This is a genomic window from Gilvibacter sp. CC01 (assembly GCF_055755295.1).
Window position 1 is genome coordinate 2,128,789 of the sequence record NZ_CM146909.1, and the last position, 18,124, is coordinate 2,146,912.

General features: G+C 43.9%; 19 protein-coding genes. 17 read left to right on the forward strand and 2 right to left on the reverse strand.

The genetic code is table 11. The features are described from left to right. Position 1 precedes the first annotated feature (1 nt). Positions 2 to 751, forward strand: coding sequence for a head GIN domain-containing protein (locus AC0J2F_RS09990; protein ID WP_473007528.1), 750 nt, complete (start codon positions 2 to 4; stop codon positions 749 to 751). Here AC0J2F_RS09990 and gldA read toward each other — a convergent pair. Beyond that, the gene (gene gldA, locus AC0J2F_RS09995; protein ID WP_473007529.1) at positions 735 to 1,637 is read right to left on the reverse strand and encodes a gliding motility-associated ABC transporter ATP-binding subunit GldA; all 903 of its coding nucleotides are present in this window, start codon (positions 1,635 to 1,637) and stop codon (positions 735 to 737) included. The genes AC0J2F_RS09990 and gldA overlap by 17 nt on opposite strands. 223 nt (positions 1,638 to 1,860) lie before the next feature. Here gldA and AC0J2F_RS10000 point away from each other — a divergent pair, with 223 nt between their 5' ends. Genes AC0J2F_RS10000 through AC0J2F_RS10015 form a run of 4 tightly spaced genes read left to right on the forward strand, consistent with a single transcriptional unit; the run spans position 1,861 to position 5,839 of the window. Continuing rightward, the gene (locus AC0J2F_RS10000; protein WP_473007530.1) at positions 1,861 to 2,739 is read left to right on the forward strand and encodes a prephenate dehydratase; all 879 of its coding nucleotides are present in this window, start codon (positions 1,861 to 1,863) and stop codon (positions 2,737 to 2,739) included. Next, positions 2,736 to 3,896, forward strand: a complete 1,161-nt coding sequence (locus AC0J2F_RS10005) for a pyridoxal phosphate-dependent aminotransferase (protein ID WP_473007531.1) — start codon at positions 2,736 to 2,738, stop codon at positions 3,894 to 3,896. Before AC0J2F_RS10000 ends, AC0J2F_RS10005 begins: the two co-directional genes overlap by 4 nt. After that, the gene (locus tag AC0J2F_RS10010; RefSeq protein ID WP_473007532.1) at positions 3,893 to 4,750 is read left to right on the forward strand and encodes a prephenate dehydrogenase; all 858 of its coding nucleotides are present in this window, start codon (positions 3,893 to 3,895) and stop codon (positions 4,748 to 4,750) included. Before AC0J2F_RS10005 ends, AC0J2F_RS10010 begins: the two co-directional genes overlap by 4 nt. 6 nt (positions 4,751 to 4,756) lie before the next feature. Beyond that, a complete protein-coding gene (locus AC0J2F_RS10015; RefSeq protein WP_473007533.1) occupies positions 4,757 to 5,839 on the forward strand; it encodes a chorismate mutase in 1,083 nt (360 codons plus the stop codon). 28 nt (positions 5,840 to 5,867) lie between these two features. Here AC0J2F_RS10015 and AC0J2F_RS10020 read toward each other — a convergent pair whose 3' ends face one another. Further along, on the reverse strand, positions 5,868 to 6,323 hold the full coding sequence (locus AC0J2F_RS10020; protein WP_473007534.1) for a hypothetical protein: 456 nt from the start codon (positions 6,321 to 6,323) through the stop codon (positions 5,868 to 5,870). Between the two features lie 68 nt (positions 6,324 to 6,391). Here AC0J2F_RS10020 and rsgA point away from each other — a divergent pair, with 68 nt between their 5' ends. From rsgA to AC0J2F_RS10080, 12 genes are all read left to right on the forward strand, one after another. Then, positions 6,392 to 7,345: a ribosome small subunit-dependent GTPase A gene (gene rsgA, locus AC0J2F_RS10025; RefSeq protein ID WP_473007535.1), complete on the forward strand. Its 954-nt coding sequence runs from the start codon at positions 6,392 to 6,394 to the stop codon at positions 7,343 to 7,345. Further along, complete coding sequence (gene dtd, locus AC0J2F_RS10030) at positions 7,342 to 7,794, forward strand: D-aminoacyl-tRNA deacylase (protein ID WP_473007536.1); 453 nt, start codon at positions 7,342 to 7,344, stop codon at positions 7,792 to 7,794. Before rsgA ends, dtd begins: the two co-directional genes overlap by 4 nt. A 20-nt stretch (positions 7,795 to 7,814) precedes the next feature. Beyond that, positions 7,815 to 9,824, forward strand: coding sequence for a DUF3857 domain-containing protein (locus tag AC0J2F_RS10035; protein ID WP_473007537.1), 2,010 nt, complete (start codon positions 7,815 to 7,817; stop codon positions 9,822 to 9,824). A gap of 2 nt (positions 9,825 to 9,826) precedes the next feature. Next, positions 9,827 to 10,153: a nucleotide pyrophosphohydrolase gene (locus tag AC0J2F_RS10040; protein WP_374957375.1), complete on the forward strand. Its 327-nt coding sequence runs from the start codon at positions 9,827 to 9,829 to the stop codon at positions 10,151 to 10,153. 1 nt (position 10,154) lies between these two features. Further along, entirely contained in the window at positions 10,155 to 10,391 is a 237-nt protein-coding gene (locus AC0J2F_RS10045) for a hypothetical protein (RefSeq protein ID WP_473007538.1), read from the forward strand. Next, complete coding sequence (locus AC0J2F_RS10050; protein ID WP_374959136.1) at positions 10,388 to 11,617, forward strand: 3-phosphoshikimate 1-carboxyvinyltransferase; 1,230 nt, start codon at positions 10,388 to 10,390, stop codon at positions 11,615 to 11,617. Before AC0J2F_RS10045 ends, AC0J2F_RS10050 begins: the two co-directional genes overlap by 4 nt. A gap of 78 nt (positions 11,618 to 11,695) precedes the next feature. After that, positions 11,696 to 12,745: a tRNA preQ1(34) S-adenosylmethionine ribosyltransferase-isomerase QueA gene (queA, locus tag AC0J2F_RS10055; RefSeq protein ID WP_473007539.1), complete on the forward strand. Its 1,050-nt coding sequence runs from the start codon at positions 11,696 to 11,698 to the stop codon at positions 12,743 to 12,745. A gap of 123 nt (positions 12,746 to 12,868) precedes the next feature. Further along, on the forward strand, positions 12,869 to 14,524 hold the full coding sequence (locus AC0J2F_RS10060) for a T9SS type A sorting domain-containing protein (protein ID WP_473007540.1): 1,656 nt from the start codon (positions 12,869 to 12,871) through the stop codon (positions 14,522 to 14,524). A 78-nt stretch (positions 14,525 to 14,602) separates the two neighbouring features. Continuing rightward, positions 14,603 to 15,643 carry a dual-specificity RNA methyltransferase RlmN gene (rlmN, locus tag AC0J2F_RS10065; RefSeq protein WP_473007541.1) on the forward strand — a complete coding sequence of 347 codons (1,041 nt, stop codon included), beginning with the start codon at positions 14,603 to 14,605 and terminating at the stop codon, positions 15,641 to 15,643. A 30-nt stretch (positions 15,644 to 15,673) separates the two neighbouring features. Continuing rightward, positions 15,674 to 16,654: a polyprenyl synthetase family protein gene (locus tag AC0J2F_RS10070; RefSeq protein ID WP_473007542.1), complete on the forward strand. Its 981-nt coding sequence runs from the start codon at positions 15,674 to 15,676 to the stop codon at positions 16,652 to 16,654. A 71-nt stretch (positions 16,655 to 16,725) separates the two neighbouring features. Continuing rightward, on the forward strand, positions 16,726 to 17,292 hold the full coding sequence (locus AC0J2F_RS10075) for an RNA polymerase sigma factor (protein WP_473007543.1): 567 nt from the start codon (positions 16,726 to 16,728) through the stop codon (positions 17,290 to 17,292). Then, the gene (locus tag AC0J2F_RS10080) at positions 17,279 to 18,097 is read left to right on the forward strand and encodes a hypothetical protein (protein ID WP_473007544.1); all 819 of its coding nucleotides are present in this window, start codon (positions 17,279 to 17,281) and stop codon (positions 18,095 to 18,097) included. The genes AC0J2F_RS10075 and AC0J2F_RS10080 overlap by 14 nt, the downstream gene beginning before the upstream one ends. Positions 18,098 to 18,124: the final 27 nt, after the last annotated feature.

An 18,124-nucleotide genomic window follows, 5' to 3' on the forward strand; every position in this document is an offset into this window, starting at 1 on the left:
TATGAGAATTTGGACCTTCTTACTTGCTGTTGTTTTGCTATCATGTGATAGTGATAATGCTTTGGATTGTTTCCAGACCAATGGAGACCGTGTGCAGCAAGAATTCGAGTTCGAGGCCTTTAGTAAAATTCGCGTACGAGAACGCGTAGAGCTTGTGCTCAAACAAGGCGATAGGCATTCGGTGGTCATAGAAGCAGGAGAGAATTTAATACCTGATATAACGGCAATAGTGGAAAATGGCGAACTCATACTACGTGATGCCAATGCCTGTAATTTAACACGGGATTACAGACCTACCATAGCCTTTGTGACTAGTCCTGATATTAAGGTGATCAACAACCAATCTGGTCGCACTGTTAGAAGCGATGGCGTTTTGAGATATGAAGAACTTATCTTAAAGGCAGAGGACTTTACAGAAAATGACCGGGTCAATGTAGACGGAGATTTCGATCTAGACATAGAAGTACAAGAGCTGATTGTCTCTACCAATAACTTGTCTAATTTCTTCTTGAGAGGAACGGCCGATATTGCAGATTTTAGAGTCTTTAGTGGTGATTGTCGCATAGAGGCAGAAGGTCTTATCATTCAGCATGCGAAGCTGTTTCATCGGGGGACGAATCAAATGTTTCTGAATCCGCAGCAATCTATAAGCGGAGAGCTGAGAAGTGTTGGAGACGTGATCTGCTCAAATAGACCTGCAGTAGTTGAGGTCACGGAGTATTACACAGGCCGACTTATTTTTCTGGATTAGTCAACTCTCTAAATAGGCTCTCCAGATTCTTGTTCTTCTGATTGAGTTGTAAGATCTTTAATCCGTTGTCGTGCGCAAAGTCGAATACAGCAGCTCGCATATCTTCCTTAGTATTAAAATGGAGCAGGTAAGTGAATTCGTGAATGTTCTCTACTTTAGAAACCTTTGGCAAGCGATTCAAAGCCACTTCTTCTACTCTAAAATCAAAGGCCACCTCCACAATTTGCGCCTGGTCACCTTTCAATTCACTGAGTTTATGGTCGGCCACGATCTGCCCTTTATTGATCACAATAACACGATCGCATAGCGCTTCTACTTCTTGCATAATGTGCGTTGACAAGAAAATGGTCTTCGAGGCAGCTGTTTTTCTAATAAGTTCCCGGATCTCGAGAATTTGGTTTGGGTCCAAGCCAGTTGTGGGCTCATCTAAGATCAGTACCTCCGGGTCGTGCAGCAGTGCCGCTGCCAAACCTACACGCTGTCTATATCCTTTGCTCAAACTACCAATGCGTTTATGAGCCTCCGGGGTCAGCCCGGTTTGTTCAATTACTTCGGCAATTCTATCTTTAGTTGTTTTGTGTAATTGTGCATGTTGGCTCAGGTACTCTTTAACATACATCTCCAAGTACAAAGGATTGTGCTCCGGTAAATATCCTACACTGCTGCGCACTGCCATAGGCGCAGTGATCACATCCTGACCATTCACCACCGCAGTTCCAGCGCTGGGCTCGAGATAGGTTGTCAGAATCTTCATTAGGGTTGATTTTCCGGCTCCGTTGGGGCCTAAAAAACCAATGATCTCTCCTTTGGCTACTTTAAAGGATACACCGTCAAGTGCTTTTTGCGCACCGTAATTCTTGGTCAGATCTGAAACAGCTATAGACATTAATTTCTTTTGTGTAAAGCTAGGAATTATAAAAATCTCAAAAAAATTTTGCAGCATCCATCGCAATGGCTACTTTAGCACTTCAATAACTAAGAATGAACAACTTTAGTACTTTTTACAACTATTGGTTTTTTTATTTCCGAAAGGAGATCGGGAAGCCTATGTAGTTTACTAAAGTGAAACACATATAAATCCCGAGCTAGTCTCGGGATTTTTTTTTGATATGAACGAAGAGACAAAAATTGCACCACCGCATCCGATTAGTCGCCCAGATAGCAAGATCGCTATTCAAGGTGTGTTGGGTTCCAATCATCATTTGGCAGCCACACAGTGGGCAGGGCCCAATGCCAGCGTGGTAGAGTGTACCACCTTTGACGAGCTTATTGCGCGTTTGGTGGCCGATGAGGTAGATTTCGGAATCATGGCCGTAGAGAATTCCACTGCTGGTTCTATTCTGCCAAACTACGCCTTGATCGATAAGAACGACCTTCATGTTTGCGGAGAACATTATCTGAACATTAGTCATAATCTATTGGCACTACCAGGGCAACGAATTGCAGACATCAAGGAGGTGCATTCTCATTATATGGCACTACTGCAATGCAAGGATTATTTTAGTCAACATCCACATATCAAATTGGTAGAAGCTTCAGATACGGCCTTAGCTGCCAAGGAGATTTCAGAGACCAACTGCCAAGGAATAGCTGCATTGGCGCCCACTTTATCGGCCTCGCTTTATGGGCTAGAGGTGTTAGCTGCAGATGTGCAATCTATAGCTAAGAATGCAACGCGTTTTGTACTGGTTAGTAAAACGCGAGTGGAAGAACCGGGAGTGGAGATCAACAAGGCCTCTTTAAAGTTCGAATTAGATCACAAGCGCGGAAGTTTAGCGACTGCTTTAAACGTTATGAGCGATTGCAATTTGAGTCTTACTAAGATCCAATCTTTACCCATCATAGAAACGCCATGGCGCTATTCATTTTTTGTCGATGTGGTCTTTGACGAACCGGCTGACTTTCAAAAAGCTGTTGCCATGTTGGAAATAATGGCCAAACATTTTAAGGTTATCGGTACCTATAACGACAAGAAGATTAGCTTATGATCACTGCAAGTCGTTTGTCACAAACTCAAGAATACTACTTCTCTAGAAAACTTAGAGAAGTCCGCGAGCGTGTCGCTGCCGGAAGGCCGGTGATCAACCTCGGGATCGGCTCTCCGGATTTACCTCCAGCGCCAGAAGTCACTGCGGCCCTGCAAGATGCTCTTGCACACCCTAATGCGCATCAGTATCAATCTTACCAAGGGATCCCAGAATTGCGCGAAGCCATAGCCAGCTTTTACAAAGATCATTACAGGGTAAGCTTGAATCCGCAGACGGAGGTCTTACCCTTAATGGGATCAAAAGAAGGTATCATGCATATCTCAATGGCCTTTTTGAATCCAGGTGATGAGGTATTGATTCCTAATCCTGGATACCTTACCTATGCTGCAGTAGCACGTTTGGTAGAGGCAAACATTAGATCTTACGACTTAAGTGCGGCAGACCATTGGTTGCCCAATCTCAAAGCGCTAGCAAATACAGATCTGTCTAAAGTAAAGATCATGTGGGTGAACTACCCGAATATGCCCACAGGGGCAACTGCAACACGAGCATTCTTTTCCGAATTGGTCGCTTTTGCTAAGGAGCACGAAATTCTGCTTGTGAATGATAATCCTTATAGTTTTATCCTCAATGATACACCCATTTCACTTTTAGAAGTTCCGGGTGCAGCAGAAGTAGCCTTGGAACTCAATTCGTTGAGCAAGACCTTTAATATGGCCGGTTGGCGTATAGGGATGCTCTGTGGAAATGCAGATTTTATCCAGGCAGTACTTAAGGTAAAGAGCAATATGGATAGTGGGATGTTCTACGGCTTGCAAAAGGGAGCTATAGCGGCCTTGGGGATGGACAAGAGCTGGTTCGATCAGCTTAACGGAACCTACGCCAGACGCCGTGAATTGGCATGGAAGATCGCAACGGCCTTGGGCGGAGAGTTTAGTGATAGTCAGCAAGGTCTTTTTGTTTGGGTTGCCTTACCAAAAGGTACAGATGCAGAGGCCCTGGCAGACCGACTCTTAGATGAGGCCGATCTGTTTCTTACTCCAGGAACCGTATTTGGTTCTGGAGGAGCGGGTTATTTGCGGATCTCACTTTGTGTTTCACTCACAGACTTAGAAGCTGCTCACAGACGTATCACTGAAAAGAAAATAAGCGTATGAATCGGGTAGTGATAATAGGATTGGGACTTATTGGAGGTTCCTTGGCGATAGATCTAAGGCGCTTGTATCCTAAAGTATTATTGCTGGGAATGGATAACAACGCAGAACATTTAGAGCAAGCGCAGGATCTGGGCTTAGTCGACTCCGCAGCAACCCAAAACGACTTGGCCAAAGCAGATCTAGTGGTTTTGGCGATCCCTGTACATGCTACGGCAAGTACTTTGAGTACTGTGTTGGATCAGGTAGGAGATCAGACCTTGGTGATCGATATGGGTTCTACCAAAGCAGTGATCTGTGAAGCGGTAGCTAAGCATCCCAAAAGAAGAAATTATCTGGCTATGCACCCAATTGCGGGTACGGAATACTCTGGTCCTAGAGCCGCTATATCTGGCTTGTTCGACGGAAAAACAAATATAATTTGCGAGGTAGAAAAGACCAGTTTGACCTTACAAGAGAAGGGCCAAGAATTGTGTCGCCAGCTCGGTATGCGTATTCGTTATATGGACCCCAAAGCCCACGATAAACACTTGGCTTATGTATCACATTTGTCTCATGTAAGTTCATTTATGTTGGGCAAAACGGTTATGGATATAGAACAAAATCAGCGCGATATTTTTGACCTAGCTGGCAGTGGTTTTGAATCTACGGTACGTCTGGCGAAGAGTAGCCCCAATATGTGGGCACCCATTTTTTCGGTAAACCGCGAACATCTATTGGACAGCCTGAATGCTTATATAGCCAATTTGGAAGCTTTTAAGCAGTTGATAGAAAACAATGACGAGCCAGCCATGCATGAAGAAATGACAGCAATAAATAGCATCAAACATATATTAAACGGAATCAAGAAGAATTAGAAGACTATGGAAAATAAAAAAGAACTTAGGAATTGGTTAGACGCCTTTGGGCTAGACCATCCTTTAGTAATCGCGGGACCGTGTAGTGCAGAGACAGAGGACCAAGTACTCAAGATAGCCCACGAACTCAAAGACAGTGATGTGAGCGTGCTTCGAGCTGGGATCTGGAAGCCTAGAACCCGTCCGGGGAATTTTGAAGGAGTTGGCGCTTTGGGTCTTAAATGGCTTCAGAAGGCCAAAGAAGAAACAGGCTTGTTGACCACCACAGAAGTAGCGAATGCCAATCATGTGGATCTGGCCTTAAAACACGATGTAGATATACTTTGGATCGGTGCCAGAACCACAGTGTCTCCTTTCATTGTTCAAGAAATTGCAGACGCTTTAAAAGGGACAGACAAGACTGTACTTATCAAGAACCCTGTAAATCCAGATCTTTCGTTATGGTTAGGGGCTGTGGAGCGTTTTCATACTGCGGATATTGCAAATCTCGGGGTGATCCACCGCGGATTCTCAACCTACGAGAAAACCCGCTACCGCAACAACCCAGAATGGCAGATAGCTATTGATCTGCAGAACCGTTTTCCGGATCTACCGCTAATTTTAGACCCTTCGCACATTGCTGGGCGAAGAGACATCATTTTTGACCTGTGTCAAATGGCCTTAGATCTCAATTACGATGGGCTTATGGTAGAAACGCATTACGATCCGGACAACGCTTGGAGTGATGCCATACAACAGATTACACCAGACCGCTTGAAAGAGATCATGGTGGAGCTTACCATCAGAAAAGAAGAAGGACAAGAGCAGGAGTTTAAGAACAAACTCAACACCTTGCGTACGCAGATCGATGTGATTGACCACCAGCTAATAGAGACCTTAGGCAAACGTATGAAAGTTGCAGACGACATTGGTCAGCTTAAAAAGTCTAACAACGTGGCGGTACTACAAACCAAGCGTTGGAACGAGATCTTAGGTAAAATGATCTTAGAAGGCGAGCAACATCAACTCAGTGAAGAGTTTATTCTACGTGTTTTCAAGGCAATTCACCAGGAGTCTATCAATCACCAAGAGAAGATTTACAAGCAATAAAGAAAGCCCGCTAATGGCGGGCTCAATTTTATTCTTGTTTTAGGCGCTTAAAGATATATCGGGTTATAAAAATTCCCTGTCCGTCTTTGTCGCCCGAATCGCTTTCTACGGCGCTGGCAACAAAGGCGAGATCCCAGCCATCTGCTAGCATGGCGTTGATTTTTGATTCTATGACCGCATCATTGGCTGCTATGTTCTGGAATCTAATTCCTCCTAAATTGTAAAAGTTTAGAAGTTTGGTTTCTTCGAAATCCTTTACGCGGATATCACTGCGTTTGGATTTGTTCCTGCTATTGTCGTCTTCCGTTTGATTAGAGGTAAATTCCTCATAATTTCTTTCGACATTGGCAGAAATAAGTCGTGATCGACCCAGACCGTTGGGAACAATGGATTCTACACTAGTAATAACTTTTACTTCGTATTGTTGTGCCTGAATATCAGCACCAATAAAGATCAATGTAATGATTAGGAATAGTTTCTTCATATTGTAGATTTAATGTGTTGGTTAAAAGTATTACATATTCTGACAAACTCCCTATTTTTGTTGGGCAGATGAAAGGAACCGTCTATAAATCAACCGGCAGCTGGTACACCGTCAAAGATGAAACGGGACAATTTCACGAATGCCGTATTAAGGGCAAGTTTCGTATCAAAGGCATAAAAAGTACCAATCCAGTTGCGGTTGGTGATAAGGTGGAGTTCGAACTAGAAACCAACGGTGACGAAACGGTTGGGGTTATCAAGAAGATAGCAGACCGCGAGAACTACATCATTAGAAAGTCTGTGAATCTGTCCAAGCAGACACACATTATAGCCAGTAATATCGATCAGGTCTTTCTGCTGATCACTCACGACAATCCCCCGACCTTTACCATTTTTATCGATCGATTTTTGGTAACTGCGGAGGCTTACAGTATTCCTGCAATACTGGTGTTCAATAAAATGGATACTTACGATATTGAGAAGAAAGCCGAGCAGCTCTACCTTATGGATCTCTATCGAGACATTGGATATACTTGTTTGGCTACCAGTGCTAAAACAGGAAAGGGTGTGGACGAGGTAAAAGCGCTGATGGAAGGCAAAACATCAATGTTTGCGGGCCATAGTGGTGTTGGGAAATCTACCTTGGTCAACGCAGTTTCACCTAGTTTGAATTTGGCCACAGCAGCCATCTCAGACCAGCATAAACAAGGCCAGCATACTACGACCTTTGCGCAGATGTTCGATTTGGATTTCGATGCCCGTATCATCGATACCCCAGGAATCAAAGGATTCGGGATCGTAGATATGGATAAGGATGAGATTAGCGATTATTTCCCAGAGTTCTTTGCGTTGAAATCCGAATGTAAATTCAACAATTGTCTGCATTTGGAGGAGCCCAAATGCGCGGTCAAAGAAGCCCTAGAGAACGACGAGATCTCTTGGTCGCGATACAAGAGTTATGTGACCTTGCTAGACGAAGAACAGGATCAATCCTACAGAAAAGACGAATTTCAGCAGTCATGAGAGCAGTGATTCAACGCGTGAGCGAAGCTTCGGTAACCGTGGCTGGGGAAAAGATCTCTGCAATAGGTAAGGGCTTACTTATCCTTTTGGGTATAGAGGCTGCGGATGGGCAAGAAGATATTGATTGGCTTGCGGGCAAAATTGCTCGTTTACGGATCTTTGGCGACGACAGTGGAGCTATGAACCTCTCCTTACAAGATACGGGAGGAGCTGCCATAGTAGTCAGTCAGTTCACCTTACACGGAGCCACAAAAAAAGGAAATAGACCCTCTTTTATCAAAGCCGCGCATCCGAGTATAGCTGAGCCACTTTATGAGAATTTTATTGCTAAATTTGAGGAAGTACTGGGTAAAAAAGTGGGCCGTGGAAGCTTTGGAGCTATGATGGATGTTCAACTTATCAATGACGGTCCGGTTACCTTGATCATCGACACCAAAAACAAAGAATAATCCTAATTAAATAACGCTATATGTTTCAAAGAGTATCCCAAGCAGGATGGATCCTTGCATTATTTTTTATCTGCAGTATCTCCTTTGCCCAAGATTACGAATTCAAAAAAGTCTCTAAAGAAGAGTTGAGTATGAGTGTCTACGCTCAAGACACCACCGCAGATGCCGTTTATTTGCATAAATCTCGGAACACATATTACGAAGACGATGAGGTAAAGGGATGGGTTTTGTATACTGATGTACACGAACGCATCAAGATCTTGACCAAAGACGGTTTGGATTATGCCACCAGAAAGATCAACCTGTATCAAAAGGGAAAGCTCAAAGAGCGTATCGAAAGCATAAAGGCTTATACCTATAATTTAGAAGATGGTAAGATAAAGTCAGAGAAGCTGAGCAAATCTGGAATTTTTGAAAATATGGAGAACGAAAATCGCATGGAGGTAAATTTGACGATGCCAGCGGTTAAGGTAGGTTCGGTTCTAGAGATATCGTATCGTGTAGTATCTCCTTATTTTACTATTATCGACGATGTGGTTATACAAGAAGATATTCCAACGGCTCATCATTACACCAAGATCCAGATCTTGGAGTATTTTCAATTTAGCCGACTCATCAAAGGTAATTTTAATGCACAGCCCAAAGATTATACAGACACTCGTAGAATCGACTTCACCTATGAGCAAGGAGGCGGGTTAACCTCTACAACAAAAGATGGCGCGGCCATATTTAAAGAATTTATTTCAGAATACGAATACATGCATGTTCCGGCTTTGAAAGAGGAACCTTATGTTGATAATATTGACAATTATCGTTTTATGGTGGTCTATGAGCTCAGCAGTACCAAAAGTCAATCTGGAGTGGTCAAAGAGTATTCAAAGACTTGGGAGGACGTGGTGAAGACTATCTACAAATACGATGGTTTTGGAAAACAACTCGAGCGAACAAGTTTCTTTAAAGATGATCTGGCTTCAGTGCTAGAAGGTTCAAGCGGATATTTGGATCGTATGAATCGCATCTTTAATCATGTGAAATCCCATATGAATTGGAACAAGCGCTATGGGATGACTGCAGCCTCTGGAATTGCTCGAGCGTATAAGGATCAAACAGGAAACACTGGCGATATAAATCTGCTCCTTGTAGCCATGCTTAAAGAAGCAGGGCTCAATGCAGATCCTGTATTGGTGAGTACTCGTAGTCACGGGATTCCGGCTTACCCAACGCTCGATGGGTTCAACTATGTCATTGCCGCAGTAGAGATTGACGGCCAGCGCTATTTGCTAGACGCTACAGAAAAAATGACAGCGCCTAATGTCTTGCCAAGTCGTGTTCTGAATTGGAATGGAACCATGGTGATGGAAAATGGCCTTTCTATGAAGGTGGACCTCTATCCCAATACCATCAGTCAGGTGAGTACCATGCTCACGGTGAACTTGGACGACTTTGGAGATATAAACGGAAATGTCCGTTCTAATCTAACACTTTTAGAGGCTCTAGATCAGCGCCGCAGCTACGAGAATGAAAGCATATCAAAGATCGAAGAAGAACTTATGGACAATTACAACCTGGATCTGGTAAGTGAGCTCGAACTTAAGAACCTAAAGGATCCTTCTAAGCCAGTTAGTATGAGTTACGACTTTGAAAAGGAAGGTGCGGTAGAGATCATAGACGGCGATATCTATTTGAATCCGATGTTCTTTTTGGGGATGTATGAGAACCCCTTTAAGCTAGACGAGCGGAATTATCCCATCAATTTTGTGCATCCGTATCTGCACAGAAAGATCATCAATATCAATTTGCCAGAGGGCTATACGGTGACCAATGTACCAGAGGCGCTGAATATTTCTTTACCCGACGGATTGGGAGCTTATACTTTTAACATTGCGCAAGCAGATGGTAAATTGAACCTGGTCTGCTCCATGACCATGAAACAGGCCGTAGTACCTGCTTTGTACTACGAAACCTTGAAAGAATTTTACAGCCAACGTGTGGCTAAGGAAAGTGAAAAAGTAGTCATCAGTAAATCGTAGTTATGAATTTGGCACATGCTCAAAAGGCAGTGGACGACTGGATCAAGGATCACGGCGTTCGATATTTCAACGAATTGACCAATATGGCTCAACTTACGGAGGAAGTCGGTGAAGTTGCTCGTATCATTGCTCGCCGTTATGGCGAGCAGAGTGAAAAGCCTTCCGACAAAGACAACGACCTGGGCGAAGAACTCGCCGATGTAGTTTTTGTAGTGCTGTGTCTGGCCAATCAGACGGGGATAGACTTGCAAGCCGCTTTCGACAAGAAAATGGACCTTAAGACCAAACGCGATCACGACAGGCATCAACAAAATCCAAAACTAAAATAAGATGATAAAACGCATATTGTCTGACGCTAAATTCTGGAAATCCGTGGCCTCTTTAGGCTCCGCTTTTATTGTGGTCTTTGTGGTCTTGTTCTGGGGAGTGAACGGATTCAAAATGTCTTTTTGGGACGAGCGCGATCCGGTAGAGTTTGTAGGGGTGTGTATTGCCAGTGGACTGGTCTATGGCTTTTTTGTGACCTACGGAAAATTTTGGGCCAAATACAAACGCGACCAACAATGAATCTATTTCTCAGTGTTCCGGCCTTGAAGTCCGGAGAACTAAAGATCACAGGATCTAAAAGTGAATCCAATCGCTTGTTGATTCTAAAAGCGCTATATCCAGCCTTAGAGATTGCCAACCTATCTAACAGTGATGACACCAAAGTACTAGAAGCGGCTTTAAGCAGCGATTCAGACCTCATAGATATTCATCATGCAGGTACTTCCATGCGCTTTTTAACCACTTATCTGGCTATGAAGCCAGGTTTTGAAGGCGTGCTAACTGGCAGTGAGCGCATGCAACAACGACCTATAGGGGTTTTGGTGGATGCCTTACGACAACTCGGCGCAAACATTCAATACGAAAAAGAAGAAGGCTATCCGCCTTTGCGGATCAAAGGGGTTGCGCCTAAAAATAATACGGTGCGCATAGCAGCGAATATATCGAGTCAGTATCTGTCTTCCTTGTTGCTAACAGGATCTAGTTTCAAAGATGGAATTCGCTTGCAGCTAGACGGAAAACTTACGTCTATCCCATATTTAAAAATGACCTTGACGCTCTTAGAGGCCTTAGGAGCAAAGACCGAACTTAGTGAGTCTGAGGTTCGAGTTAGCCCGATAGGCCAGTTGGCAACCACCTCATTCACTGTGGAATCTGACTGGAGTTCTGCCTCTTATTTTTACAGTCTGATGGCTTTAGGTACAGCAGATCATATTAAACTCCGTAGCTACAAAGCCACAAGCTTACAAGGAGACTCCGCTCTGGTCCAATTGTTCATCCCATTGGGAGTGAGTTCGGAGTTTAATGCCGAGGAGGTGAGTCTTGTCCTAAGTAAGAAAGCAGTGGAATTACCTGAAATTTACAGTGCTGATTTAGTAGATACTCCGGATTTGGCACAAACCATAGCAGTTTGTTGTTTTGGTCTAGGGATCGGTTGTGAGCTCTCTGGATTACACACCTTAAAGATCAAAGAGACAGACCGTTTGCTTGCCTTAAAGAATGAATTGGAAAAATTTGGAGCCCAGGTTAATATCACCGATGATCATCTGAGTTTAAGCCCTTCTAATCAGATAAAGCGCAAGGTGCGTGTGGCGACCTATCAAGACCATCGCATGGCCATGGCCTTTGCGCCACTAGCGCTTAAAACAGAACTCGTTATTGAGGAGGCAGAAGTGGTTTCTAAGTCTTACCCTGAATTCTGGGACGACCTAAAGACCCTAGGTTTTTCTATTGAAAACAAAAGATAAACAGCCATTTACTTGACAACCCCTATGCCGAGGTTGTATATTTGCAACCTTTGTAATCTAAAAACCCGCTGAAGGCCTATGAAGCTCTCTAATTTTAACTTTGATCTTCCTAACGAATTACTCGCAGAATATCCTTCTGCCAACCGAGACGAATCGCGTCTAATGGTATTAGACAGAGAGAAACAGACCATTGAACATCGCATGTTCAAAGACCTTATTGAGTATTTCAATGAAGACGATGTTTTGGTGTTGAACAACACCAAAGTTTTCCCTGCTCGTTTATTTGGAAACAAAGAAAAGACAGGAGCGCGTATTGAGGTTTTCTTGCTTAGAGAACTCAATGCAGAGACGCGTTTGTGGGATGTATTGGTAGATCCTGCGCGAAAGATCCGAATTGGAAACAAGCTCTACTTCGGAGAAGACGAAAGTTTGGTTGCCGAGGTGATAGACAATACCACTTCTCGCGGGCGTACTTTGAGATTCTTATACGATGGGTCTTATGAGGAGTTCCGCATGAAGCTCAACGAATTAGGACAAACACCACTTCCGAAATACATCAAAAGAGATGTAGAGCCAGAAGATGAAGAGCGTTACCAAACAATTTACGCTAAGAACGAAGGTGCCGTTGCAGCTCCAACAGCTGGACTTCACTTTTCAAAGCACTTGATGAAACGTTTGGAGATCAAAGGTGTTAACTTCAGCGAAGTTACCTTGCATGTAGGTTTGGGTACTTTCTCTCCTGTAGAGGTAGAAGATTTGAGCAAGCACAAAATGGATTCCGAAGAGATCATTATCTCTCCAGAAGCCGCCAACATCATCAATACAGGCTTGGCCAATAAGAAACGCATTTGTGCTGTAGGTACTACTGCTATGAGAACCCTAGAGAGTTCAGTGTCTTCTAACCACACGCTAAACCCGTATGCAGGGTGGACCAATAAGTTCATTTTTCCACCTTACGATTTCAGTATTGCTAACGCAATGATCACCAATTTGCATACACCAAAATCTACGCTATTGATGATGGTTTCTGCTTTTGCTGGACACGATTTTATTAAAGAGGCTTATGCAGAAGCGGTAAAGGAAAAATACAGATTCTATTCTTACGGAGATGCTATGTTGATCTTGTAAGGGCTTTTTTATGCCATAAAGCAGGAATTTCCCAAGGGTCGATTCCAAAAAAAGATGTACATTTAGAGCTTATAACCTATTATGCGTCAGGGAAACTGCACGCAACTGACTAAAAATGCTTACATGAAAAAAATTACTTTGCTATTAGGGCTTTTAGCTCTAGGGTTTACATCTCAGGCCCAGGTGACCAATGAAGGGGAACCGCGCAGTTGGACAATGAGTGCGCGCTCGGCTGTTTCTCCAGTGGAAATGGAGGCTATCGATTTTGAAACTGTTTATGCGGAAGATGCTGCCTACAGAAAGGGAGATGGTCCTTACCGTTTTGGGATCGAGTTGGATGTAGACCTTGGATTAGACAATGCCGGTGTATGGGATGAACTTCCTAACGGTGATGGTGTTTGGAGAGTCAACATCGTTTCTGAAGGTGCTAAGACCATGAACTTCATTTTTGACAAATACGATTTACCAGCAGGAGCTAAGGTATATCTCTATAACGATGCCCGTACTGCCTTGCTTGGAGCTTACACGGACAACCTGAACAACGAAGAGAAAATGCTCGGAACTTGGATGGTTGACGGTGAGAATATTTGGATCGAATATTTTGAACCAAAAGCTGTTCGCGGTCAAGGTTCTCTAAATATCAGCAAAGTGGTACACGGTTACCGCTCTGTTCAGCAATTTACCGATGAGGTGGTTACTGCTAAAGGTCTTAACGACTCCGGATCTTGTAACCATGATGTAGATTGTACTGTAGGCGCTGATTGGGATCCACTAAAAGAAGACCTAAAAAGATCTGTTGCACTCTTTATCATTGGTGGTGGAGTATGTAGTGGAGCTTTGATCAACAATACAGCTAACGACAGAGAGCCTTATTTCTTGACAGCAAATCACTGTAATGGAGGTACTCCGGCAACTTGGTCGTTCCGCTTTAACTGGAGAAGTCCTTCTCCATCTTGTGGAACAACAACTCCAAGTACCAGTGGATCTTTTAACACTACCAGTGGTGCGGAGCGTTTGGCTATCAATTCAGAGTCCGATGTAATGCTAGTGCGTTTACTCGGTTCCTTGCCAGATTCTTGGAACCTGGTATGGGCTGGTTGGAACCGCAGTGCTACTGCAGTGCCAAATTACACCGTAGGTATTCACCACCCTTCTGGAGACATTATGAAAGTATGTCGTGATGACGAATCGCCTTTTAAAAGTGCCATTAGCTTTAACGGGAACCCATCTACAGAGATGTGGGTGATCAGTGGTTCTGGATTCGGCGGTGGTGACGGTTGGGATATTGGAGTTACCGAAGGAGGTTCTTCAGGGTCTCCATTATTTGATCAGAACGGTTTGATCGTAGGACAATTGGCCGGAGGATCTGCTGCTTGTGCAGGGACCAACGACAACGGTGGTTTCGATGTTTATGGACGTTTTGACAAGTCTTGGGACTTTGGTTCTTCACCAACCAACAGTTTAAAGCCTTGGTTAGATCCGGACGGAGACGCTGGCGATACGCTTGAGACACTTTCTACTAACGACTTCCAGTTCGAGACTAATCTGTCTATCTTCCCGAACCCAGCAAATTCATTACTGAATGTGGTTCACTTTGGAAGCAGTAGCTTGGATTACGAGCTTTACACCATCTTAGGACAAGTTGTGAAGCGCGGAAGCTTTTCGGCTGTGAATAATGAACTGAATGTTTCAGATCTGCAAAACGGTGTCTATTTCTTAAAGATCGTAGACGATGAGAACGCAGCGAGCCTAACTAAAAAGATCATTGTGCGTCACTAGGCTGACCAAAACGATATCTAAAACCCTTTCTCTTAGCAGAAAGGGTTTTTTTATGGCTAATTGTGGTAGTTTTGCAACATGGAAATCAAACGGCAAGACATACGCGCCTTGACCAAAGAGCAATTGCGAGATTTTTTTGTCGCTCAAGGCGACAAGGCCTTTCGTGGCAACCAGGTCTATGAATGGCTCTGGACCAAGGGTGCGCATGATTTTGAAGCCATGACCAATTTGTCTAAGCCAACGCGTGCCTTGTTGGAACAGCACTTTGTGATCAATCATATTGCGGTAGATCAAATTCAAAAAAGCGAAGATGGCACCTTAAAGAACGCCGTCGCCTTGCACGATGGTCTTATAGTAGAATCCGTTTTGATTCCCACCGAAACCCGAACTACTGCCTGCGTTTCTTCTCAAGTGGGTTGTAGTTTAGATTGTGCCTTTTGTGCCACTGCTCAGCTTAAGCGTATGCGTAATCTGAACCCGGATGAGATCTACGATCAAGTAATGGCGATCCACAAGGAAAGTCAGCTGTATTACAACAGGCCACTATCTAATATTGTTTTTATGGGGATGGGTGAGCCACTAATGAACTACAATAATGTGCTCGCAGCCATAGAAAAGATAACCAGTGCAGAGGGGCTGGGTATGTCTCCTAAACGCATAGTGGTCTCTACCTCCGGAGTACCTAAAATGATCAAAAAACTGGCAGACGATGGGGTGAAATTCAACCTGGCTGTTTCCTTGCACAGCGCAATACAAGAAACACGGGAGCAGATCATGCCCTTTGCCAAGCGATTTACGCTAGATGACCTGCGAGAGGCCCTCGAATACTGGTATGCGAAGACTAAACGACGTATCACCTACGAATATGTAGTTTGGAAAGACATCAACGACTCTGATGAGGCCATTGACGCCTTGGTCAAATACTGCCAATATGTGCCCTGTAAGGTCAATATTATCGAATACAATCCTATTGGAGACGATAAGTTCCAACAAGCAGAGGATGCAGTATTAGATCGTTACATTCAAAAACTAGAAGCCAAGCGCATACCTGTTACCGTGAGACGCAGCCGCGGAAAGGACATAGACGCCGCTTGCGGGCAACTGGCAAACAAGCATTAGTAAGCCCCGCTTTTCTCGTATCTTTGTAGGGTGAAGACGGTTAGTCAAATCAAATTGCCCATAGAGCTGGAAATGGAACTCTTTGAGAAGAAGTTCTCGAACTCCATGCAGTCCAAGGTTGCGCTGTTCAATCGGATTACGCATTATGTGGTGAATCGAAAGGGCAAGCAGATGCGACCCATGTTCGTTTTCCTCATCGCTAAGATGATCCAAGGCGATGATCCCTTGAGCGATAGGGTCTATCGCGGAGCAAGTGTAATTGAGCTTATCCATACCGCTACCTTAGTTCATGACGACGTGGTAGACGATTCCAACAAGAGGCGTGGTTTTTTCTCTATAAATGCACTTTGGAAAAATAAGATCGCGGTTTTAGTGGGTGATTTCATGTTGTCTAAAGGGATGTTGATGTGTATAGACAATGAAGATTTTGACTTGCTTAAGATCATCTCCAAGGCCGTGCGCGAAATGGCAGAAGGAGAACTCCTTCAGATCGACAAGGCGCGTAAATTGGATATCACCGAAGATGTCTATTACGAGATCATTCGCAAAAAGACCGCTACACTTATTGCGGCTTGCTGCGCTATGGGTGCCCAGTCGGTACGGGCTTCTAAAGAAGAAGTTCAACTGATGGAGAAATTTGGTGAGCTTATCGGGATGGCCTTCCAGATCAAGGATGATCTTTTTGATTACGGAGAGGCCAAGATCGGGAAACCGACCGGTATAGACATTAAAGAACAGAAAATGACCCTGCCGCTCATATATGCACTCAACCATGCTCCTTTAGAAAAAAAGCGCTGGCTCATCAATTCTGTCAAGAATCACAATACCGATAAAAAACGCGTTCGCGAAGTTATTGCCTATGTAAAAGAGGTCGGTGGTTTGGACTATGCCATAAAAAAAATGAAGGACTATCAAGAACAGGCTATGGAGATGATAAAGCCTTATCCAGACTCGCCTTACAAGGATTCATTGGTGCTTATGGTGGACTATGTGATCGACAGAAAAAAATAATTTTTAGACCTCAGGCAACCTTTGGTCAACTTATTGCGTCTTTATAGCGAAACCCAACAAGGTCTGCTTTAGTGAAAGTGATCACTTTACATAAGAATCTAGAACGACTTTTAGAGAAAGCCAAAGCGAACAATCGCAAGGCTCAGCAACAAATGTACGAGATGTTTGCGCCTAAGATGCTCAGTGTCTGCCGCCAATACATAAGCGACATTTCTCTGGCAGAAGAGGTCATGATAGGTGGTTTTTTTAAAGCTTTTACTGCTTTAGATTCTTATAAGGGGACCGGGAGTTTTGAAGGTTGGCTGCGCCGGATCATGGTCAGAGAGTCCATTTCATGGCTTCGTAAAGAACGCAAATTGCACTTTGAACCAGAAGAGGTCATAGATCATACCACCGATCACGCAGTTTATTTGGACAGCCCTTTAGAAGTAGAACACCTGCAGCGCATAATTGACGAGCTGCCGGAAGGATATAAAATGGTCTTTGTGATGTATGCTGTAGAAGGATATAAGCACAGTGAGATCGCCGAAGCCCTCGAGATCAGTGAAAGCACCTCAAAGAGCCAGTTGTTTAAGGCGCGCAAACTATTACAGCACCGACTAAACGCTCAAAATAAGACAAATTATGGCACCCCTTAAATTAGAAGATAACATACGCGATCAGTTCGAAAATCGTGAGATTTCCCCGAGTGCCGAGGCCTGGAAAAAACTGTCAAATCAATTGGATGAGAAGACCAGTAAAAAGAAACGAGGCTTAGGAATTTGGTGGGCCATTGCTGCAGGTATTGCTGGACTTGCCTTAATAGGATCTTTATTTTTTAGCAGTGATCCGAGTCTGCAGCAAAACGAGATCGTCATTGAAGAACCTAAACCTGAAGCACCAAATACGGAATCTGTAATTCCTGTCGTTCCGTTGGAGCAGGAGCAAGATCAGCAGCAAGAGGATATAGTTGCAGTAGAGCAGCAAAATGAAAAATCCGAAGCAATCAACAAGCCTATTGATAAAGCTCCGCAGAAAACCGATGAAAAAACTGCAATAGCTCAAGCTCCGAAGACTCAAATGCCAAAATCCGAAGCGGTGATAATTGTAACTCCTAAAGAAATAGATGACACGGCCATAAGCGCTTCAGATAGTAATGCTACGTCAACTGATTCACAAGATGCAGTGGCTGCAAAGATCGATGAAGTGGTCGGAAAGATAAAAGACATGGAGGCTGCTAATGCTCAGATCACCGAAGCCGAGATAGCAGCGCTATTAGAAGCCGCCCAAAAGGAATTGAAAGCCAAGTCGCTCATCAATATGGAGACTTTAAAAGTAGATGCCAACGCCTTGCTAATGGATGTTGAATACGATCTGGAACGCTCTTTTAGAGATAAGGTCTTTGACGCTTTGGGCGAAGGTTACAACAAGATTCGAACGGCCATGGCCACTCGCAATAATTAATTCATTCATTCATCAATCTGGAAGCTT